This window comes from Arsenicibacter sp. R0_47 (genome assembly GCF_057652235.1).
The window spans coordinates 26101-43710 of record NZ_JBYFCJ010000008.1 but is presented as its reverse complement, the minus strand read 5'-3'; the positions used below and the strand labels follow the sequence as shown (position 1 = coordinate 43710).

Here is a 17610-nt window from a genome sequence, read left to right as displayed (position 1 = left end):
GGCCTGGGCAAAACAAATATGGAAACTATACAGCGTATACACCTCAGTTTATTGCATGCGGGGCGTATCAGGGTCGGAACCAACTGGAAATTCGACCAGGTGATCAGTCCGTTTGCACGGCTGTACCTGATTATTGAGGGGGAAGCCATGGTATATCACCAGCAGCAGACCTTTCTGCTCAAGCCCGGCTTTCTTTATCTGATTCCGAGCTTTACGCTAAGCCGCTATCGCTGCGAAACCGAAATGGAACAATATTACCTGACGTTTCTGGACGATACCAGCACAGGTATTTCGATTTTCAATCAGCTGTCTTTTTGCTATGAAACGGCGGCCTTTCCGGTAGATGGGCCTCTGTTCAGCCGGTTGCTGGATATTAATCCGGATGCATCCCTGCGGAATATTGATCCGAAAGTTTATGATAACCGCGCGAACCTGCTCAGTTTTAACCAGCCGTTTTCCCCGAAGCCCGATGCGCGTTTGCTGGAAACAGAGGCTATTCTGACCCAGTTGCTAAGCCGGTTTATACTGCCTGATCAGCAGCGTAGTGCCGGACATTCCCGGATAACAAATCAATACCGGACAGTACTGACCTACATTAATACGCATTTGCACGAAAAAATTACGGTGGGTGAACTCGCTGCATTGCAGGGGATGCACGTTGATTACTTTTCCCGCCAGTTTCAGGCGGTGCTTGGGGTGCGTCCGGTCGATTATATCATCAATAAGCGGATGGAGCGGGCACAGGTTCTGATGACGACATCCGGTTTAACACTTCAGGTAATCGCCGAACAGGTGGGTATAGCTGATATCTATTATTTTTCGCGCTTATTTAAACGGCGCTTCGGTATGCCGCCTGCCCGCTATCGGAAGCAGGCCGGAATGGTGTGATTTTCACGTTCGTCAGTCACATGAACCATGAAAAGTGGGGGACTAACTATGTGCGGAAATCCGGCTATATACTGTGCGGCAGTGCTAAAAACAAAAAGCCCGGCTCAAAAATGACCAGGCCTTTGTAATGCACAATTATGTATACTACATTGAAATCCAGCAAAAATCAAGCCGTTTTGAATTATAAAAGGTATTACAACGAAATATTTATATATACTTAAAGTAAGTATTTGATAGTCAGTATATAAACGCAATTGTCTAGGTAAAGGAAACAAGTGATATTCGTTAGCTGGTATCCTGAACAGGCCTATAAATGGAAAGAAAAACCGGAAATTGTACAAAAATAGACCGGTAATAAAATCACCGGCCATTCCATATTACCTAGAAAACAAAGTCATTTATATCGTTTGAGCTGCCACGGGATGATGTAGCAGTCTAATTACCCTCGGATCGATTGTAAGTAAGCCAACGGGACACAACGTAACTAATCCGTCTAAAATAGAAACAGATAAAAGGCTCTAAATTACCCATTTCTCTATAGAGAATTTTGCAGAACATTAAAATAAATCAGCTGACTAGCGGCGAACGGATAAAATGGTACAGTAGTGAGGTGTTCTTATTGTGATTTGCTGTTTAGCCAGCTGGTAGTAGTTAAAGCACAAAAGGTATTGCCTGATTTACTATTTCAGCGTTCTGACCCGGACGGCTTGTGAAGAATAGATCCGGTATCAGCGATGCAGATCACTATAACCAGAATATCACTGGTCAGTCTGGTTACAATCATGTGAATAAAATCTGGCTCGTAAATATTGTATTCCCTCCAGGAAAGAAGAAGTATTGACGCAAGAAAAACTGGTCCGGCGTTACCGGGTTGTGATAAAATAGTTATAAACGGTTTTGTTTTGGTAGCAGATTCCGGCATATGTGCACAATGTACTGGCCTAAGCACCATACTGTATGCGGACGATAAATGACAGTTATTTTCGCCGTAAAATGCAAAAAATCAAAAAAAAACCGGAAACTACCCCAACAGATAGGCAAAAACTACCCATATGGGTAGTTGAAATACGCTTTTTCCGGAAGAGATTGCCGGTGCAATCAGCAAACCTTGAGTATCTCATGGCCTTCTGAAAGCAGTAGATATTATTTCTACATAAACGAGAAAAGAGAATTGAGAAACGCCGGTCCGTATTGTGTCCGGCGTTTTTGTTATCCGGCCCGCTGGCTCAGTCGTCATACATAGCTTCCGCTCATATAATCAGGGAACCGTTTAAGTAGTTTGTAATGCAAGGTACTGGTTTTAGCCTGTATCTTTGAATCAACAATCAGGCACAGAACGCCGGTTGCCAACAAAAACAGACAACAACTACTAAACAGAACATTCTCATGAAAGCGTTAACTAACATCTTCACCCTGGCCATTGCTGCTACCTTTACTGCTTTTTCAGCTGCTCATGCTGACGACAATCTGAAAACAGCAAAAGCAGCACCGGCTGCCTACAATGTAGGGATGTACGTATCAAAAAATACATCGACCGTAAATGTAATGGTTGAGAAACAAGCAGGCGGTACCGTAAAAGTAAGCATCAAGGATGATTCAGGTAAAATACTGGCGACCCAGTCATTAAACGGCAAGGAAGAACGTATCTGGACAAAATTCAACCTGAGCGAGCTGAGCGACGGTACATACACGGTTGAAGTGACAAATGGCAAGGACGTAACCGTTAAGGAAGTAAAGCTGGCCACCCCGAAATTTGTGGAGCCAACCCGTACCATTAACGTACAGTAATCAGACCGGTTTGCCGCATACAGCAAGGCAGAAAGCACATCGCTTTCTGCCTTTTTTTATCCGTTAACCCAATAGCGGCAAAGGGCATTCCATTGTAGAGACTGATAAAACAGCCAGCCCGCCTCAGCAATGACCGTATTGATAACCTGTCGGTCACCGGCTTCGGGTTGCTGGTTATTAATCTGTTCATCTTTACCAATCTGCGAACCGATAAGGGTATTGCCCAGCCGTTCAATCCGGAATGTGCTGACGGTAGAATGTTTGAAAAAATGATCGGTTTGGGCCTTCGTGTCGGAAAGCGGATGCTGACAGGGATGAGCCGAAAATTCGGCATGGTCGCCGGATTGATTTACATCAAAAATACGCACCCAGTTTTCGGGTACCGGCCCCGGCAACTGTATCCGTATATAATCGCCGGATTGCGGATGCATAACCGGTTTTGGCTTTCCGTTACTACTATACAGCACAAAATCAGCGGTAAGTACAGAAATTGTCGACCAGCGGTTTACATCGAACAACCGGCCTGCTGCCGCCTGAAAAGCCAGCTTGGCCTGAAAGTCATTCGCAAACGTCTGTTCTTCCCGGAATGTTTTTTGTTTAACAGCATCACCAAGGAGGGCGTCTACTTCTTTTTTTACAGGATTCAGTTTGTTCTCCATACCGATTGAGCGTTCATTTACCCACAAAACAACCGGCATGAAAGAAGGTTAATCATACCCGCTGATCTGTTTTTATAAATGAGTTTTCGGGTATTTGGCTGATTCTGGCCGTTGAATGAGTATATTCGGACGTGGAATGACTATTTCTTGCAATACTGTTTGCCTTACTCCGCATGTATCAGATCAACGTCAAATGATAAAAGTTACCCTACCAATTTTAACTGCTTTTCTGCTGCTCTCCTGGAAAAGCATCGATACCAATAACGGTTCAGGAACCTATCAGCGCGCACAGAGGGCCGATTCATTACGGAACGCAGCTGCCTGGCCGGCTGATTTATCCGTCACAAACTTTGCCAGTGCCGATTTGACCCCTAGCCCGGCCTGTCTGGCGGTTGCCCCCACCGGTGAGGTATACGTGGGTGTCGACAAGATTGGCTCATTGGGCAAAAAGCCCGGCCAGGGCGCTATTGTCCGGCTGGTAGATACCAATAATGATGGTAAAGTTGACCAGCATACGACCTTTGCCATGGTCGATAATCCGCGTGGTATCATCACCCGCGGCGATCAGGTATATGTACTCCATACCGTGTTTTCGAAGGAGAACGGGATTGCTACTGGCATGGACCTGGTCGTATTTGATGATAAAAACAAGGACGGCGTGGCAGATGGCCCGTCCCGTCCGCTGATTGAACACATCAGTAACCCGAAGTTCCTGCAAAGTCGTGGTACTGACCACGCTACAAATGGTATCCGGATGGGTATTGACGGCTGGATTTACATTGCTGTCGGCGATTTCGGGTTCCATAATGCCGTTGACCGCAGTGGCAAAAAGCTGACGATGCTCGGCGGCGGTATCCTGCGGGTCCGGCCCGATGGTACTGAGATGGAAGTATTCAGCCATGGCTTGCGTAATATTTATGACGTAGCCATTGATCCGTTTATGAACGTCTTTACCCGCGACAATACTAACGACGGGGGCGGCTGGAACATCCGGTTCAGTCACCAGATTCAGTCGGGTGAGTATGGCTATCCGATTCTGTTCAAGCATTTTACAGACGAAATTATACCGGCGCTGGTTGATGTCGGGGGTGGTTCGGGAACGGGCTCTCTCTACATGAGCGACGATACCTGGCCCGCTCAGTTCAACAACGTACCGATGATGGCCGACTGGGGCCGCAATCAATTATATATTCACCGCGTTACAGCCGACGGCCCAACCTATACGCAGAACGAAGAAGAGTTTATTAAACTGGCGCAGATTACCGATGTTGACATCGATGCATCGGGCAGGGTTTATCTCGCCGCCTGGGATGGTGCCGGTTATTCGGGCAACCCGTCAAAAGGGTTTGTGGTCCGGGTGGTTCCGAAGAAGTGGGCCTATAAAGCATTCCCGAACCCGCAGAAAGAATCATTGAAGGAGCTGGGCAACTGGCTGGTATCGGGCAGTGCGGCGGCGCGTCTGGCAGCGCAGCAGGAGCTATTGACCCGTGATGCTAAAAAAGTAACCGAACTGGCCTGGAAAATCGCGGCTGATAAGTCAGTCTCACCGGCCGGACGGGTAGCTGCTATGTATACCTACGCCCAACTGACGGGTGCTGAAGGAATCAATAATCTGGTGACGCTTTTGCAGGAAGAAGGCATGCGCTCCTATGCGCTTCGGGCGTTAACCGACCGCAAGGCCGTTGCTGAGAAAGCGCCGGTTGACCTGTTTCTGAAAGCCATGCAGGACCCGAGCGATAAGGTCCGGATGGCGGCAATTATCAGCCTTGGCCGGATCGGGAAACAGGAAGCAACAACTGCCCTGTTACAGGTAAAGGTGCCATCGTCATTTGCCGCCCCGGCGTTGGGTACAGAAGGACCGCATGCTACGCCGAACTCAGCCATCATTCTGCCGCACCTGGCAGTTCGTTCGCTGGTTAGCCTGAACGCGGTTGATGCCTGTGTAAAAGCCATTGACTCACCAAACAGTACGCTGGCTCTCTGGGCATTGCGCTATATGCACGAGCAGAAGGCCGTTGACGGCCTGATGGCAGCGTATAAGAAAACGGCAAAACCTGAACTGAAACAGCAGATTCTGGTCACGCTGGCCCGACTCTACAAAAAAGAAGCGGATTACGACGGTTCGTGGTGGTGGAGTACCCGTCCGGATACCCATGGCCCGTACTATAAATCTGTGGAGTGGTCAGCGTCACCGGCCATTAAGTCGTTCCTGCTGGACGAGTCAAAAGCGACCGGCGACAAGAAGTTTTTCGTTGACCTGAACAGCCGCCTGCGGCTTGATATTCCGGAATTCGGTGTTGAGGAAGTGGCAGCCGTGAAAGAAGAAACGAAGATTGATCTTGAGAAAATCCGCAGCAAAAAAGGGCAGATCGGTGAGTCGTCGATTGAAGATGTGATGCTGGCCATAGCCAAACTTCCGGGCGATGCAAAACTGGGTAAAACCCTGTTTACCCAGCAAGGGTGTATTGCCTGCCATAGCCTCAGCCGCAACGAGCCGATGAAAGGGCCGTTTATGGGACAGATCGGTTCGATCATGACCCGTGAGCAGATTGCTGAATCGGTGCTGAAACCAAATGCGTCGATTTCACAGGGTTTTGCCACGGTGATGATTACGGCCAAAGGCAAGAAAAGCTATACCGGTTTCGTGACCGAAGAATCGGCCAGTCGGCTGGTGCTGCGCGACATTACCGGTCAGGTCTATACCATCAAGGCATCGGATATTATCAAGCGCGAAGAGCTCGAAACATCCATGATGCCTGCCGGACTGGCCAATGCGCTGTCGTACGATGAATTTGCTTCTTTAGTTACTTTCCTGTCGCAACAGAAAAAATAAGGGATACTTTATTTTACTGTTTTAACTGATTGTAAATCAATAAAAATGCCCGTTAAGCCGGAAGCCTCGGTTTGGCGGGCATTTGTCATTCTGAAATTTTACCGGTTAGTTTGTTCCAACGTTCTTTGCTTTCTGTCAAACGGGTTAACGGTTCTTCTGAGAGGTTCAGAAGATGAAAAAGGAATCGTGTGAAAATCACGAGCAGACGTTGCTACTGTATGTGACCATCGAAAAGGGTTTGTCCTCAATGTCCATTGCTACCCCTGAAGTAGTGAGAAGGATGACAGATACCGTCACAAGCCAGGAGACTTGCCTTAACCTTGCTGATTACGCCTACACGATACCAGGCTCGTCACGATTGACCTCTTTTTATTCTTCTCCCTGCGGAGCGGGACAGGTGTGTCATGTCGTATGAAACCGGAATCGGGTTGGCGTATGGAGTTCGGCAACGAACGCGATCAATCACTTTTTTCAGTAAAACACATGATCGCACAAAACCTTGGCTATCCACGAATCGGTAGCCACCGCGAACTCAAACGGGCCTGTGAACAATTCTGGGCCGGCAACATCGATGTAAACCAGCTTCAGGCGACCGGCCGGGAAATCCGCCGGGCAAACTGGCTTACACAACAGGCAGCGGGGATTTCGCTGATTCCCTGTAATGACTTCTCGTTCTACGATCAGGTACTGAATATGTGCCTGACGGTAGGGGCCATTCCCGCCCGTTACCAACCACTGGCAGACCTGCCGCAAACGGGCCCCCTCGACCTTTATTTTGCCATGGCCCGCGGCTATCAGCAGCAGGGCTTTGACCTTAAGGCCATGGAAATGACCAAGTGGTTTGATACCAACTACCATTATCTCGTTCCGGAATTTACGGCTGGTCAGCCATTTACGCTGACATCGGAAACGGTATTCGATGCGTTTACCGAAGCCCGGGGCGTTGTCGGCGAAGCGGCTAAGCCGGTTCTGTTGGGTCCGGTTTCGTTTCTGCTCCTGGGTAAGGAAAAAGAAGCCGGCTTCGACCGGCTCGATCTGCTTGACCGGTTACTGCCGGTTTATGAGCAGATACTGAGCCGGCTACAGGCACTGGGCGCCAACTGGATTCAGTTCGACGAGCCGGTGCTTTCCCTTGACTTGACCAGTAAACAACAAGCGGCCATCCAGTTGGTGTATGGCCGGCTACATGAACAGTTTCCGGCGCTTAAATTCCTGCTTGCCAGCTATTTTGAGTGCTACGGTGCCAACCTTAACACCGTGCTGGCGCTGCCGGTCGCCGCGATTCACCTCGATCTGGTGCGTTGCCCGAACCAGCTGGATGACATCCTGCAAACCGATTTTGCCGGTAAAAAAACACAGCTGTCGCTGGGGGTAGTTGATGGCCGCAATGTCTGGGTCAATGACCTGACTAACTCGAAACACCTGATTCAGCGGGCTGTGGATGCATTCGGTAGCGACCGCATCCTGATTGCACCCTCGTGCCCGCTGCTACATGTACCATGTGACCTTGACGCCGAAACGGAGATTGATCCGGAAATCCGGCAATGGCTGGCTTTCGCAAAGCAGAAACTAACTGAAGTCACAACCCTCGTCACCCTCTTCGGACATCCGGAAGACCAGACTGCCAATGAAACGCTTGGCCGGAATCAGCAGGTTATTGCTGCCCGTAAACAAGCCGCCATTATCCATAAACCGGCCGTTAAGGATCGGGTAGCTGCCCTTACGTCTGCGCATGCTGCGCGTCAAAGCAGTTTCAACGTTCGTCAGCAGCTACAGGAGCAGGCACTTCAGTTACCGTTTTACCCGACGACAACCATCGGCTCATTCCCGCAGACGGATACGGTCCGCAGTTACCGGGCGAAACGGAAAAAAGGACAGATACCGGCAGCTGACTACGACACCTTTATTGAAGCCGAGACCGAAGCGGCCATCCGGTTTCAGGAATCCATCGGGCTTGATGTGCTGGTCCACGGCGAGTTTGAGCGCAACGACATGGTTGAGTATTTCGGCGAATTGCTGGAGGGTTTCGTATTCAGTGAAAACGGTTGGGTGCAGAGCTATGGATCCCGTTGTGTGAAGCCGCCGATTATTTTCGGCGATGTGGAACGCCCTGCCCCGATGACCGTGCGCTGGTCGGCCTATGCACAGTCTCTTACGCAAAAGCCGGTGAAGGGTATGTTAACCGGACCGGTTACGATTCTGCAATGGTCGTTTGTGCGCGATGATCAGCCCCGCCGCGACACCTGCCTACAGATTGCATTAGCCATCCGCGATGAAGTCGTTGACCTTGAAGCGGCCGGTATCCATGTTATTCAGATTGACGAGCCAGCCATCCGGGAGGGCTTACCGTTGCGGCGCGAAAATCAGGTAGCCTACCTGACCTGGGCGGTTGACGCCTTCCGCGTGTCGGCATCGGGTGTGCAGGATCATACGCAGATTCACACGCACATGTGTTATTCCGAGTTTAACGACATCATTGAACACATTGCGCGGATGGATGCCGACGTGATTACCATCGAGACATCCCGTTCGCAGATGGAGTTGCTTGATGTGTTCGCGGAATATAACTATCCGAACGAAATCGGCCCGGGCGTATATGACATTCACAGCCCGCGTGTGCCGGCGGTCGCCGAAATGGTAGAACTGCTGCAGAAAGCTTCGGCGGTACTGCCCGCCCGGAACCTCTGGGTGAATCCGGACTGTGGCCTGAAAACCCGCCGCTGGGCCGAGACTAAACAAGCCCTGATGAACATGGTTCAGGCGGCACAGGTTGTTCGTGAGTCAGTTAGTGAGTTAATCTAAAAGCCCCGTTCCCCCTCTGGCTACCAGTTCGCCGGAGGGGGAATGTTCTGTATAAGATGCATATCAAAGCGACAATCAGTCTGAAAAAAGCAGATACAGATGGCCGGATTCCGGCCTCAATCCTGCATGAATTTGTTATTGCCGAGTTGCTGAATCAGGTAAATCAATCCCTGCGGAAGGAATTGACTATCCGGCAACAAGCCGATCCTGACAGAGCCGATGCTGTGTTGTTTTCAACTGAGTTCAGGGTTGTCCATACCAATGAAACTGTTCATTGACCTGCCCGGCTATATGATTTAAGACCTGCTACTGATTCCGGACAAACTCAATCTGATACGAATCAGGGATTTTCTGGACGAGCACAAAATTGCCGCGGCCGTCCACCGGAGAGGCTTTGCTGCAATAGTTTTCAGTCACTGTGTAGACTATTTTCTTAGCGGCATCATCCCGTTTTACATCGTGTGTATAGGTGCTGCTGCTTCCGTGATTCACGGTTGAAAGGCCAAGCAGGTCGTATTTTGTAAAATCAATGGTATCCGGTTTGGCAGCACAACAGTTTTTAAACAGGCGGGTATAATCGGACTGTGTGGCAACACGGACGCCGAACCGGCCAAGGTCTTCGCCGTTGTCTAATGCAATATACCGGTCGTCCAGTAGTTTCAGGGCGGAGCCGGTCAGTTGTCCGGCGGGAGTTGAACAGTCATTTTTTTCGCAGGACAAGAGGATTGCCGCCAGCAATGCAGTAGAGGCAACCGGAACCGTAAAACGGATAAAGCGAATCATAACGATGTAGTTTAAGGTCACCGGTACAGACCCCTGAAACCGTGCAGGGGTTGTATTGGTGATCGTTTATTTTTTACCCGCCAGCATCTGATCCCAGGCTTCGGCTGGTGTTTTCACCGGTTGATTCGTGCGTTTAACTACCGGCCACTGTGCCTGCAAACGGGCAAGCTCGACGGAAAAGCGACGGACGAGCGCTTCGGATTGTTTCGGGTTGGCAAAAATGAGGTCTTTCGCCTCTCCGATGTCATCTGCCAGATTATAGAGTTCCAGCGTTTCGGATTTGTGCTGATACACCAGCTTCCAGTCGCCCTGCCGCATGGCACTTGCCCACGAAATGGCAGGGCCATCCTCCGCAATCCAGTGGTTTGGATGATGCCAGATAAAGGCGCGTTTCTGCTGCCGGGCTCCGGCTGGTTTGCGGAACAGAGTAGCAAAAGATTGACCGTCAATCTCCTTCTGCGGAACCGCATTCCGGATACCGGCTACCTCCAGTAACGTAGGGAAAAAGTCTTCGATGATCACCGGAACCTCCGTCTGACTACCAGCTTTAATCGTTTTCGGCCAGCGGGCCAGCATCGGTTCACGGATTCCGCCTTCATACACGGAGCCTTTTCCGGCCCGCAACGGCAGATTGTGGGTATGGGCGGGGGCACTCCTGGCAGGTACGGTGCTCAGGCCACCGTTATCCGACATGAACAGGATCAGGGTATTTTCCGAGAGCTGATGGGCGTCCAGATAATCCATTACATCCCCGAGACTTTTATCCATACCTTCGACCAATGACGCATAATTTGCTTCGGTTACCGGGAGACCTGCTTTCAGGTATTTATCGACAAACCGTTTGTCGGCCATAATCGGCGTATGTACAGCATAGTGCGCCAGATACAGGAAAAACGGCTGATGATTTTTCACCGAAGCGTCAACGGCTTTGAGGGCTTCGGTGGTCAGCGCATCCGACAAAAACGTGTTTGTACCGTGGTATTTTTCCAGTCCAGGCACTGCATTCCGGTTGCGTTTGCCATTGACGGGCCGGTCATAATTGTCGGTCCCAAGATAGCTGGCAGGGTGGCCGATTTCACTGCCGGCAATGTTAACGGCAAAGCCAAGGTTCAGCGGATCGGCCCCGGGTGTTTGTGCAGACCCGAAATGGGCCTTCCCGCAATGAATAGTCTGATAGCCGTTTCCGGCTAAAATGGCTGGCAGGGCCCTGGCGGTAACCGTGTGCCGGACACCGCCTACCGGACTATATCCGTTAATGTTCCAGTCGACGGATTGAAGATCCGGATCGGGGTAATCAGTATTGGTATCCACGTTGGGCGACACCCAGTTGGTGATCCGGTGGCGGGTGGCATTAAGGCCCGTCATCAGACTAACACGGGAAGGGGTACACAAGGGCGTGGCATAGGCATTGGTAAACTTCATTCCCTCTCTGGCCATCCGTTCCATATTGGGCGTGTGGAATCGTTTGTTGAGCGGGGTGGCTTCTTTCCAGAAAGGTACAGACGTATCCTGCCAGCCCATATCATCAACCATAAACACGATGATGTTAGGTTTTGGCTTTGAAGGTTGTTGAGCCGATACCCGCAACAACGGCGAAACGGTAAACAGGAGTAAAAGGAAACAATACCTGAATCGGACCATGTTTAACTGAGCTGTCGATTTGTGTCATCCTTGTCTTTCAACTGTACCCCTGACAGTTGCAACCGGAATGCTTCCTGCACCAGATACATGATTTTATCAACGGCAAGCACAGTAGACAATCCTTGCGGGCGGATATTCGAGATGCAGTTACGCCGTTCGTCCGTCAGGCCAACCTGCGGTGCATAGGTCAGGTAAGCCCCCATGCTGTCGGCAGAGCTGAGCCCCGGCCGTTCGCCGATAAACATGATGGTCATCCGGGCGTTGAGCAAACTCCCGATTTCGTCGGCAATGGCCACCCGTCCCTGTTCCACCATTACAACAGGCGCCAGCGTAAAGCCGGCTTTCACGGCTGTTCGGCTCAACAGGTCAATTACCGGAACAGCATTCTGGTTGATGGCTTCGGCCGATAACCCATCGGCCAGAATTATGGACAGATCGGTGGCTGGTGCTGCCAGCTGCCTGAGGTGTGTTACAGAGTCTGCCGAAAGCCGGCGCCCGTAGTCCGGCCGCTGCAGATACTGGTCGCGGTTCTGCGCCTGACTATGAACGTCCACGACCGGCAGTCCAAGGTCAGTCAGTGCCTGCCTCAAAGAGTCTTTGTACAAAGCCGAGTAAACGGCATCTTTTGCATGGGCATGTGCCAGCTTAAAGGCCAGTGATTCGCGCATGGGCATCGACACGCCGGTTTTTCCCAGCGCTATACGGGCATCTGTATACGTCTTCAGCGATGCCCAGTCATCCTGGTCAAGCCAGGTTTTCCGTAGTTCACTCATGCTTCAAACAGACCTGCATACAGGCGTTTCTGGGTTCCTGAAAAAAGCCGTTTGCCGTGTTCATCCATGATGCTCTGGCGGATCAGCCATTGCTCAAATTCGGGTGCAGGTCGCAGGCCAAGCACACGCCGGACATACAATGCATCGTGGAACGACGTTGACTGGTAGTTGAGCATGATGTCATCGGCTCCCGGAACACCCATGATAAAGTTAATACCTGCCACGCCGAGCAATGTCAGCAGGTTATCCATATCGTCCTGATCGGCCTGGGCGTGGTTGGTGTAACAAATGTCCATACCCATCGGCAGACCCATCAATTTACCGCAAAAATGGTCCTCGAGTCCTGCCCGGGTAATCTGTTTACCGTCGAACAGGTATTCCGGTCCGATAAAACCGACTACTGAATTGACCAGCAGTGGGTTATACTGCCGCGCTACGGCATAGGCGCGCACTTCGCATGTTTGCTGATCAACGCCGTAGTGAGCGTTGGCCGATAAGGCGCTGCCCTGACCCGTTTCAAAATACATCAGGTTCTGACCGACGGTACCCCGGTTAAGCGATAAACCGGCTTCGTAGCCTTCCCGGAGCGTTGCGAGGCTAACGCCGAAACTGGCATTGGCCTTCTCCGTACCGGCAATTGACTGAAACACCAGATCAACCGGAATTCCCTGATTGATCAGCTCGATGGTGGTCGTAATATGGCTCAGGACACAACTCTGGGTCGGTATCTCAAATCGTTCGCGTAGCTCATCAATCATGTGCAGCAACCGGCCTGTGATGGCAGGGCTGTCGGTAGCGGGATTGATGCCGATGGTTGCGTCGCCGCTGCCATACATCAGCCCGTCGAGCATACTGGCCGCAATCCCGCGCATGTCGTCTACGGGATGGTTCGGCTGTAACCGGACCGACAAATGGCCTTTAAGCCCGAGGGTGTTCCGGAAGCGGGTTACGACTTCGCATTTTTTGGCGACCAAGATCAGGTCCTGATTCCGCATCAGCTTGGATACGGCCGCCACCATTTCGGGGGTAAGTCCCTGCCGGATAGAGGCAATTACGGTATTGTCGGCCTCGTCGCTCAGGAGCCAGTCGCGGAGTTCCCCGACAGTAAAGTGGCTGATCCGGCTAAAGCCGGCCTTGTCGTGAGTGTCAATAATCAGCCGGGTAACTTCGTCGGCCTCGTAAGGAATGACAGCTTCGTTAAGAAAATCCGTTAGTCTGACATCCGCAAGGGCAATCTGGGCCGCTATCCGTTCTTCGTACGTTTCAGCGCCTAACCCCGCCAGCATATCGCCCGACCGCAGGGGGCTGGCTTTGGCCAACAGCTGTTTCAATGAATGAAACACGTAGGTAAATCCGCGGATGGTACAGTGGTAGGCCATACGAATCAGTGTTTGCCTTTGGTGTCGAGATGAAGCCGTCCGGCAATGGTCCGGTGGCGGCCCGACAGGAAAAATAAGGTCACAATACCCGCTAAGCCGCTGAAAAACAGCAGACTGAGCCACGGGTAAAAATAAATCATTGCTGCCAGCGCGATTACTGCCGTGATCAGGGCAATGGCCGGAAAATAAGGATACAGCGGAGCCTTGAATGGTCGCTTGAGCATCGGCTCATTCCGGCGCAGCGCAAACAGGGCCAGCATACTGACAATATATACTACGACCGCGCCAATCGTCGACAGAATCACGAGTTTGCTGGTATCCAGCATCGTCAGGGCAATCATACCTAAAATCCCGCCAACGACCAGGGCAAGGTAAGGCACCTGCTGTCCCCGACTGACAGATGCTAACTGAGCCGGCAAATACCCGCTACGGGCCAGGGCATACATCTGTCGTGAATAGCTGATAATAATGCCGTGAAAGGAGGCAATCAGCCCAAACAACCCGACACTGGCAAAAAGCTTGGTCAGCGGATTAGTGCGCCCGAGAACGATACCGATGGATTCGGGCAGGGGATAGTCGAGGTTATCGAGCTGATCCCAGGGCGCAATGCCGCCAACGCAGACCATCACGGCCAAGGCCAGCACCATCAGGGTGAACAACGCTGAAATATAGCCTTTGGCGATAGCCTTGTTCTGGTCTTTCACCTCTTCGGCTACCATGGCCACACCTTCCAGACAGACATAGAGCCAGATGGCAAACGGTAAGGCGGCAAACACCCCGCCCCAGCCAAACGGCATCGGGTTGTTCAGGAAGGTTTCCATTTTGAAATGGGGAGCAACCACGCCGATGAACAGCAGTAACTCCACAATGGCCAGTACCGTCATGATGAGCGAAAACCAGGCGGCTTCCTTAATCCCCAGCATGTTAATGACCGTGAAGAGGGCATAGGATACCATCGACGCCACCAGAATCGGCACAGACGGGTACAGAAAATGGATATAACTGCCTAAGGCCAGGGCAATGGCCGGAGCGGCAAATAAAAACTCAATCAGGGTAGCGTATCCGGCAATCAGCGCGCCGATGGGGCCGAAAGCTTTCAGGGCATACGCAAAGGGGCCGCCTGCATTCGGGATGGCGGTTGTTAATTCGGTAAAGCTGAAGATGAAGGTAAAATAGAGTACGGTAATCAGGAGCGTGGCGATTAACAGCCCTACTGTCCCGGCAACTCCCCAGCCGTAGTTCCAGCCGAAGTATTCTCCCGAGATAACCAACCCGACGCCGATCGCCCAGATGTGAATGGGGTTTAATGCTTTTTTTAACGAAACTTCTTCTGTCATATTGGTCTGTGCCTGGCTGAAATACGCAGCCGGACGAAGTTTTGAAAAGCGGGAACCGGTAAATGTACCGATTCCCGCCCTGATTGTCAATTGGCCTATGAGAGGACCGTCAACGTTTCGGGGCCCTGGCCGATGAGTGGGTCGGTGTAACCGGTTTTGCCGGTTTCGACGCGGCCGGCATACCGGAATTCAACGTCGTCGATACCGTCGATTTTAATGCTGACGTCATACCAGTTATGTGACCGTTTAAGGTCCAGTTCAACCAGCTGCTCAGCTCCTTTGGTGCCGGCCTTTGCCAGGGTGATGGTTTTAGTCGGAGCGCCGTATCCGTTATCAATAATCTGCACCGTATAACTCCGCGCATCGTCGGCATTAACCAGTTGCAGGGTGATATCGCCGCTCAGGTTATTGAGCAGGCCACGGTTATACAGACACGAAACATCAATCCGGTTTTTGGCCTTATTCACTCTGAACTCGCGGAAGAAACCGTTAGGTCCGTAGACACGGATCGGATACTCTGCGCTGAATGAATCCGTGAGTGTATCACCTGCGGCAACGGTATAATGCCGGACGCTGACATCATTGTCGTGCACTTCGTATACGTGGAAAGGAGAGCCTGCCGCCTTTTTACCAAACGTTTTATTCTTTGCCGACAGCGAAAGCTGTAGTTTACCGTCTTTTAGTTTTGCGTCCGAATACAGCTCATATGGCAGGGCATTCGACGGGCGGATGCCTTTTTCCTGGTAAAAAGGTGCATTGGCCGTTTTCGTTTTTAGTGCCTCAACATCCTGCTCGGTCAATGGCTTAAAGCCCTCCGGCAGTTTTTTAAACTGCGCTTTGTGGATACCCTCATAAAACGGTTGTTTCTGCACCGGTGACGGCAGGGGCATCTTATCACCGCTATACGGCCTGAACACCGATGTCAGATCACCGCAGACGGTCCGCCGCCAGTCGCTGATGTTAGTTTCTTTAATTGTCTTGCCGGTTTTTTTCGACAGGAACTGCTCCATGAACTGAAGGATTGACGTATGGTCAAACACTTCGGAGTTCACATAGCCGCCGCGGCTCCACGGCGAAGCAATCACCAGCGGCACCCGGAAGCCGAGGCCGATCGGACCCGTCCGGCCGCCGTTGCTGCGCTTCGATTCCTGCTCGGTTGTGACAAACTCAAGTGTTGTGTCCAGACCCTTGCTGTTCAGACCCGTCTCCGGCTGATTCGGGTGGGCCGGTACAAACGGCGGGAAGTGGTCGAAATAGCCGTCGTTTTCGTCGTAGCACAGAATAAAGATCGTTTTTTTCCAGACCTCCGGGTCTTTGGTCAGAATGTCCATGACCTCCGAGATATACCAGGCGCCATACCACGGAGCACCAGGGTGATCCGAGAAGTTTTCCGGAGCCACAATCCACGAAACGGTCGGGAGTTTCTTGCTTTGCACATCGGTCCGGAACTGGTGCAGGACATCGCCTTTCGGAATGGTCATTGTCCGTTCCGTATCGCCGTCCCGGTAGGTCTGTGTCGTGACAGACCGGTAATCCGGATCGTTTACGTTGGTGGAGAATGCCTTTTCGTGCAGATTTTTGGTCCGCTGCGGCAGGTCTTTATATTTTTCAGGGGCATAGTCTACCAGATCGCGCTCCACGATTTTTACATAGTAGCGCAGGGTGTCAAGCTCCCGTTTGGCTTTGGCATACTCGGGCTGCCCTTCCGTCAGGGCGGCCAGCCGCGCTTCGGCTGCTTTGATTTTGTCGGGTAGTTCCTTTTGCTGTCGCTGGATGTACGGGTAATATTTGCCGTGGAAACGGACTTTATACTGCGAAAACCACTCAATCGGGTTATCGGTAAAATTACTCAGCCAGCCGTCTTCATCGCCGGTCAGGCCGGTGTCGAGGCTAAGCTCATTCTGATAGATTTTCCACGAAATGCCGTTGTCTTCGAGGCGTTCGGGAAAGGTCGTCCAGCTGGCTTCCCGCTCGTAGGTAACGTTTTCGTTACGGACGTTGGCCATCGCCTTCGGGTCGCGGGGGTCGCGGACGGTGCCGGTCCAGAGAAACAGACGGTTCGGTGTGGTGCCGGTCAGAGACGAACAGAAATTCTGGTCGCAGATGGTAAAGGCATCGGCGAGGGCATAATAAAACGGAATATCTTCCCGGTCATAATACCCCATCGTCAGCGGCATTTCGGAATACGTTTTATTGCCCGACCGCTTGGCATCCAGCCAGCCGTTATACTTTCCGCCATTGCGGGCATCAACCTGGTTTTCCCAGGAATGGGGCAGGGCGCTCATCCACGTCGCTTTCGTATCCTTCATGTTGAGGCGGAACGGCGCAAACGTCTGACCGGCTTTATTGGTCTGAAACCAGACCTTCCGCTTGTTAGGCAGGTCAATGGCCCGCGGATCGTTAAAGCCCCGGACGCCTTGCAGCGTGCCATAGGCATGATCAAACGAACGGTTTTCCTGCATCAGAATCACCACGTGCTCGGCATCCATAAACGTGGTGCCTGGCTTAGGGTCGATGGAAAATGCTTTCTGGATAGCAGCAGGCATCGATTCGCTGAAGCTCGTCGACAGTAGCGCTGCTTTTTTAAGAAAATCTCTTCTTGAATCCATTACTGCGAAACCAATGGTTTTTCGTCAAAATCTGTGTTGTACTCACCTCTTGGGCTCCCGCTCACCAACCGGATGGGGTGAGCGGGAAACCGGATTATTAAAGATACGACTGTCGAAA

The 17610-nt window shown here is 51.6% G+C and carries 12 protein-coding genes and 1 riboswitch; of the genes, 5 read left to right on the top strand and 7 right to left on the bottom strand.

Features of this window, described 5'->3' with window-relative positions; all coding sequences use genetic code 11:
* The first annotated feature begins 18 nt into the window (after positions 1-18).
* Both AC23NW_RS15990 and AC23NW_RS15985 read left to right on the top strand, forming a co-directional pair.
* Positions 19-888, top strand: coding sequence for a helix-turn-helix domain-containing protein (locus tag AC23NW_RS15990; RefSeq protein ID WP_487450637.1), 870 nt, complete (start codon positions 19-21; stop codon positions 886-888).
* A gap of 1386 nt (positions 889-2274) precedes the next feature.
* A complete protein-coding gene (locus AC23NW_RS15985) occupies positions 2275-2676 on the top strand; it encodes a T9SS type A sorting domain-containing protein (RefSeq protein WP_487450636.1) in 402 nt (133 codons plus the stop codon).
* 56 nt (positions 2677-2732) lie between these two features.
* Here AC23NW_RS15985 and AC23NW_RS15980 read toward each other — a convergent pair whose 3' ends face one another.
* Positions 2733-3335 carry a hypothetical protein gene (locus AC23NW_RS15980; protein WP_487450635.1) on the bottom strand — a complete coding sequence of 201 codons (603 nt, stop codon included), beginning with the start codon at positions 3333-3335 and terminating at the stop codon, positions 2733-2735.
* 193 nt (positions 3336-3528) lie between these two features.
* On the opposite strand from AC23NW_RS15980, the gene AC23NW_RS15975 reads away from it, so the two are divergent.
* From AC23NW_RS15975 to AC23NW_RS15965, 3 genes are all read left to right on the top strand, one after another.
* Positions 3529-6168 (top strand): DUF7133 domain-containing protein, encoded by a 2640-nt coding sequence (locus AC23NW_RS15975; protein ID WP_487450634.1) that lies wholly within the window; start codon positions 3529-3531, stop codon positions 6166-6168.
* 131 nt (positions 6169-6299) lie between these two features.
* A riboswitch (cobalamin riboswitch) is annotated at positions 6300-6499 on the top strand.
* A gap of 152 nt (positions 6500-6651) precedes the next feature.
* Positions 6652-8970, top strand: a complete 2319-nt coding sequence (gene metE / locus AC23NW_RS15970; protein ID WP_487450633.1) for a 5-methyltetrahydropteroyltriglutamate--homocysteine S-methyltransferase — start codon at positions 6652-6654, stop codon at positions 8968-8970.
* A gap of 56 nt (positions 8971-9026) precedes the next feature.
* Complete coding sequence (locus AC23NW_RS15965; protein WP_487450632.1) at positions 9027-9248, top strand: hypothetical protein; 222 nt, start codon at positions 9027-9029, stop codon at positions 9246-9248.
* A gap of 28 nt (positions 9249-9276) precedes the next feature.
* On the opposite strand, the gene AC23NW_RS15960 is transcribed toward AC23NW_RS15965, so the two are convergent.
* The 6 genes from AC23NW_RS15960 to AC23NW_RS15935 form a co-directional block, all read right to left on the bottom strand.
* Positions 9277-9753: a hypothetical protein gene (locus AC23NW_RS15960; protein ID WP_487450631.1), complete on the bottom strand. Its 477-nt coding sequence runs from the start codon at positions 9751-9753 to the stop codon at positions 9277-9279.
* A 66-nt stretch (positions 9754-9819) separates the two neighbouring features.
* Positions 9820-11286 carry a sulfatase gene (locus AC23NW_RS15955; protein ID WP_487450630.1) on the bottom strand — a complete coding sequence of 489 codons (1467 nt, stop codon included), beginning with the start codon at positions 11284-11286 and terminating at the stop codon, positions 9820-9822.
* A 110-nt stretch (positions 11287-11396) separates the two neighbouring features.
* The gene (eutC, locus tag AC23NW_RS15950) at positions 11397-12167 is read right to left on the bottom strand and encodes an ethanolamine ammonia-lyase subunit EutC (RefSeq protein WP_487450629.1); all 771 of its coding nucleotides are present in this window, start codon (positions 12165-12167) and stop codon (positions 11397-11399) included.
* Positions 12164-13546: an ethanolamine ammonia-lyase subunit EutB gene (locus AC23NW_RS15945; RefSeq protein WP_487450628.1), complete on the bottom strand. Its 1383-nt coding sequence runs from the start codon at positions 13544-13546 to the stop codon at positions 12164-12166. The genes eutC and AC23NW_RS15945 overlap by 4 nt, the downstream gene beginning before the upstream one ends.
* A 5-nt stretch (positions 13547-13551) precedes the next feature.
* Positions 13552-14883: an ethanolamine permease gene (gene eat / locus AC23NW_RS15940; protein ID WP_487450627.1), complete on the bottom strand. Its 1332-nt coding sequence runs from the start codon at positions 14881-14883 to the stop codon at positions 13552-13554.
* A 95-nt stretch (positions 14884-14978) separates the two neighbouring features.
* The gene (locus tag AC23NW_RS15935) at positions 14979-17492 is read right to left on the bottom strand and encodes a phosphocholine-specific phospholipase C (RefSeq protein WP_487450626.1); all 2514 of its coding nucleotides are present in this window, start codon (positions 17490-17492) and stop codon (positions 14979-14981) included.
* Between the last annotated feature and the right edge of the window lie 118 nt (positions 17493-17610).

Bases quoted from the DNA above. Each gene is read 5' to 3' on its own strand.
- eutC (WP_487450629.1), bottom strand. From the start codon at position 12,167: ATGAGTGAACTACGGAAAACCTGGCTTGACCAGGATGACTGGGCATCG.
- AC23NW_RS15990 (WP_487450637.1), top strand. From the start codon at position 19: ATGGAAACTATACAGCGTATACACCTCAGTTTATTGCATGCGGGGCGT.
- AC23NW_RS15985 (WP_487450636.1), top strand. From the start codon at position 2,275: ATGAAAGCGTTAACTAACATCTTCACCCTGGCCATTGCTGCTACCTTT.
- eat (WP_487450627.1), bottom strand. From the start codon at position 14,883: ATGACAGAAGAAGTTTCGTTAAAAAAAGCATTAAACCCCATTCACATC.
- AC23NW_RS15965 (WP_487450632.1), top strand. From the start codon at position 9,027: ATGCATATCAAAGCGACAATCAGTCTGAAAAAAGCAGATACAGATGGC.
- AC23NW_RS15975 (WP_487450634.1), top strand. From the start codon at position 3,529: ATGATAAAAGTTACCCTACCAATTTTAACTGCTTTTCTGCTGCTCTCC.
- AC23NW_RS15980 (WP_487450635.1), bottom strand. From the start codon at position 3,335: ATGGAGAACAAACTGAATCCTGTAAAAAAAGAAGTAGACGCCCTCCTT.
- AC23NW_RS15955 (WP_487450630.1), bottom strand. From the start codon at position 11,286: ATGGTTGATGATATGGGCTGGCAGGATACGTCTGTACCTTTCTGGAAA.
- AC23NW_RS15945 (WP_487450628.1), bottom strand. From the start codon at position 13,546: ATGGCCTACCACTGTACCATCCGCGGATTTACCTACGTGTTTCATTCA.
- AC23NW_RS15935 (WP_487450626.1), bottom strand. From the start codon at position 17,492: ATGGATTCAAGAAGAGATTTTCTTAAAAAAGCAGCGCTACTGTCGACG.
- AC23NW_RS15960 (WP_487450631.1), bottom strand. From the start codon at position 9,753: ATGATTCGCTTTATCCGTTTTACGGTTCCGGTTGCCTCTACTGCATTG.
- metE (WP_487450633.1), top strand. From the start codon at position 6,652: ATGATCGCACAAAACCTTGGCTATCCACGAATCGGTAGCCACCGCGAA.